The following is a 329-nucleotide window of genomic DNA, read 5'->3' as shown; positions in this document are numbered from 1 at the left end:
TCGGCGCCGATTATCTCGTCAACGAGCGGGCGCTGGTCGGCCTGTCGTTCCACTATGACTACATGAGCGACCCGACCGACGCGGATGCCGAATTGACCGGCAACGGCTGGCTCGCCGGTCCCTATGCCTCGTTCGAAATCGGCCAGGGGGTCTTCCTCGATGCCAACCTGCTCTATGGCGGCTCGTCGAACGACATCGACACCGGCATCTTCACCGGCACCTTCGACACAACCCGCTGGATGGCGGACGTCAAGCTGACCGGCGAGTGGCAGCTCGACGAGATCACCGTGCTGACACCGAAGCTCAGAGCCGTCTACTTCAACGAAGAG

General features: G+C 62.3%; 1 protein-coding gene. It reads left to right on the top strand.

Annotation, left to right across the window (positions count from 1 at the left end; translation table 11 throughout):
* Positions 1-329: autotransporter outer membrane beta-barrel domain-containing protein (locus L981_RS32595; RefSeq protein WP_043626853.1), on the top strand; the 329-nt coding region annotated here is incomplete at both ends.

Origin of the sequence: Ensifer sp. ZNC0028, assembly GCF_000799055.1 — a bacterium.
In the GTDB taxonomy this organism is placed as follows: domain Bacteria; phylum Pseudomonadota; class Alphaproteobacteria; order Rhizobiales; family Rhizobiaceae; genus Ensifer.
Note: the sequence above shows the minus strand (reverse complement) of the source record. Positions and strands in the feature narration are given on the sequence as shown.